Below are 798 nucleotides of genomic sequence, written 5' to 3'. Positions count from 1 at the left end.
GTACGCTTCCCTCACCGCCGCGCCTCCAGACGCCGTAGACGCCTCGACGCGCACTGCAGGTACATGCGTTTCCGCGATTCCTGAGAAATCCGCAGCAAGGGCGGCTATGTTGCTCTGTTCATTTATCGTCCCAGCTAGGCTGTTGCTCGCGTATAGCATCTGCAGGTCCCTTGAATAGATATTTGCGTCCTTTATCGCTTCAAGACCCGCCTCAACCGCGAGATCCCTGAGCGATTTGTCCCACAGCTCGCCGAATTTTGTCTCACCTGCGCCTATTATGTAAACTTCACTCAATACCATCACCCACTATGATCTTCTTCTTGAACTTCGCGTAGATGGCGTAATCCACCCATCTCACGTTCTCCAGCATCTTCTTTATGGTCGGTGCCCTGTTCCTGTCCATATCCTCTATCCTGTCCGTCACCGTTATGTCGAAGGCATCGGATCCAGCTCCAGAACCGAATGAAACGGCAAGTATGTGGTCGCCTGGCTTTGAAACATCCAGTATTGATGAGAGCCCTGTCATCATCGATCCGGAATACGTGTTTCCAATGTACGGTGTCAGAAGACCGTCCTTGTACTGCTTCTCATCGAATCCCAGCATCTTTGCAGCTCTTGTTGGAAACTTGCCGTTTGGCTGATGGAACACGACGTAGTCGTAATCCTTTGGCTGTGTCTCCATGCGCTCCATCATCATCTTGGCCGCAGTCACGACGTGCCTGAAGTAGGCGGGTTCGCCGGTGAACCTTTCGCCGTGGCTTGGATACGGCTGGCCCTCCCTCCTCCAGAAATCTGGCG

At 53.3% G+C, this 798-nt stretch carries 1 protein-coding gene and 1 pseudogene; both read right to left on the bottom strand.

From position 1 onward, the window contains the following. Positions 1-300 (bottom strand): annotated as a pseudogene (locus tag Q0C15_RS00875) (thiolase domain-containing protein); the annotation flags it as partial. After that, a partial coding sequence (locus Q0C15_RS00870) for a hydroxymethylglutaryl-CoA synthase (protein WP_297215036.1) occupies positions 287-798 on the bottom strand: 512 nt, incomplete at its 5' end. The gene Q0C15_RS00870 and the pseudogene Q0C15_RS00875, both read right to left, overlap by 14 nt.

Source organism: Thermoplasma sp. (genome assembly GCF_023256435.1).
In the GTDB taxonomy this organism is placed as follows: Archaea; Thermoplasmatota; Thermoplasmata; order Thermoplasmatales; family Thermoplasmataceae; genus Thermoplasma.
This window is presented reverse-complemented; position numbering and strand designations above follow the sequence as displayed.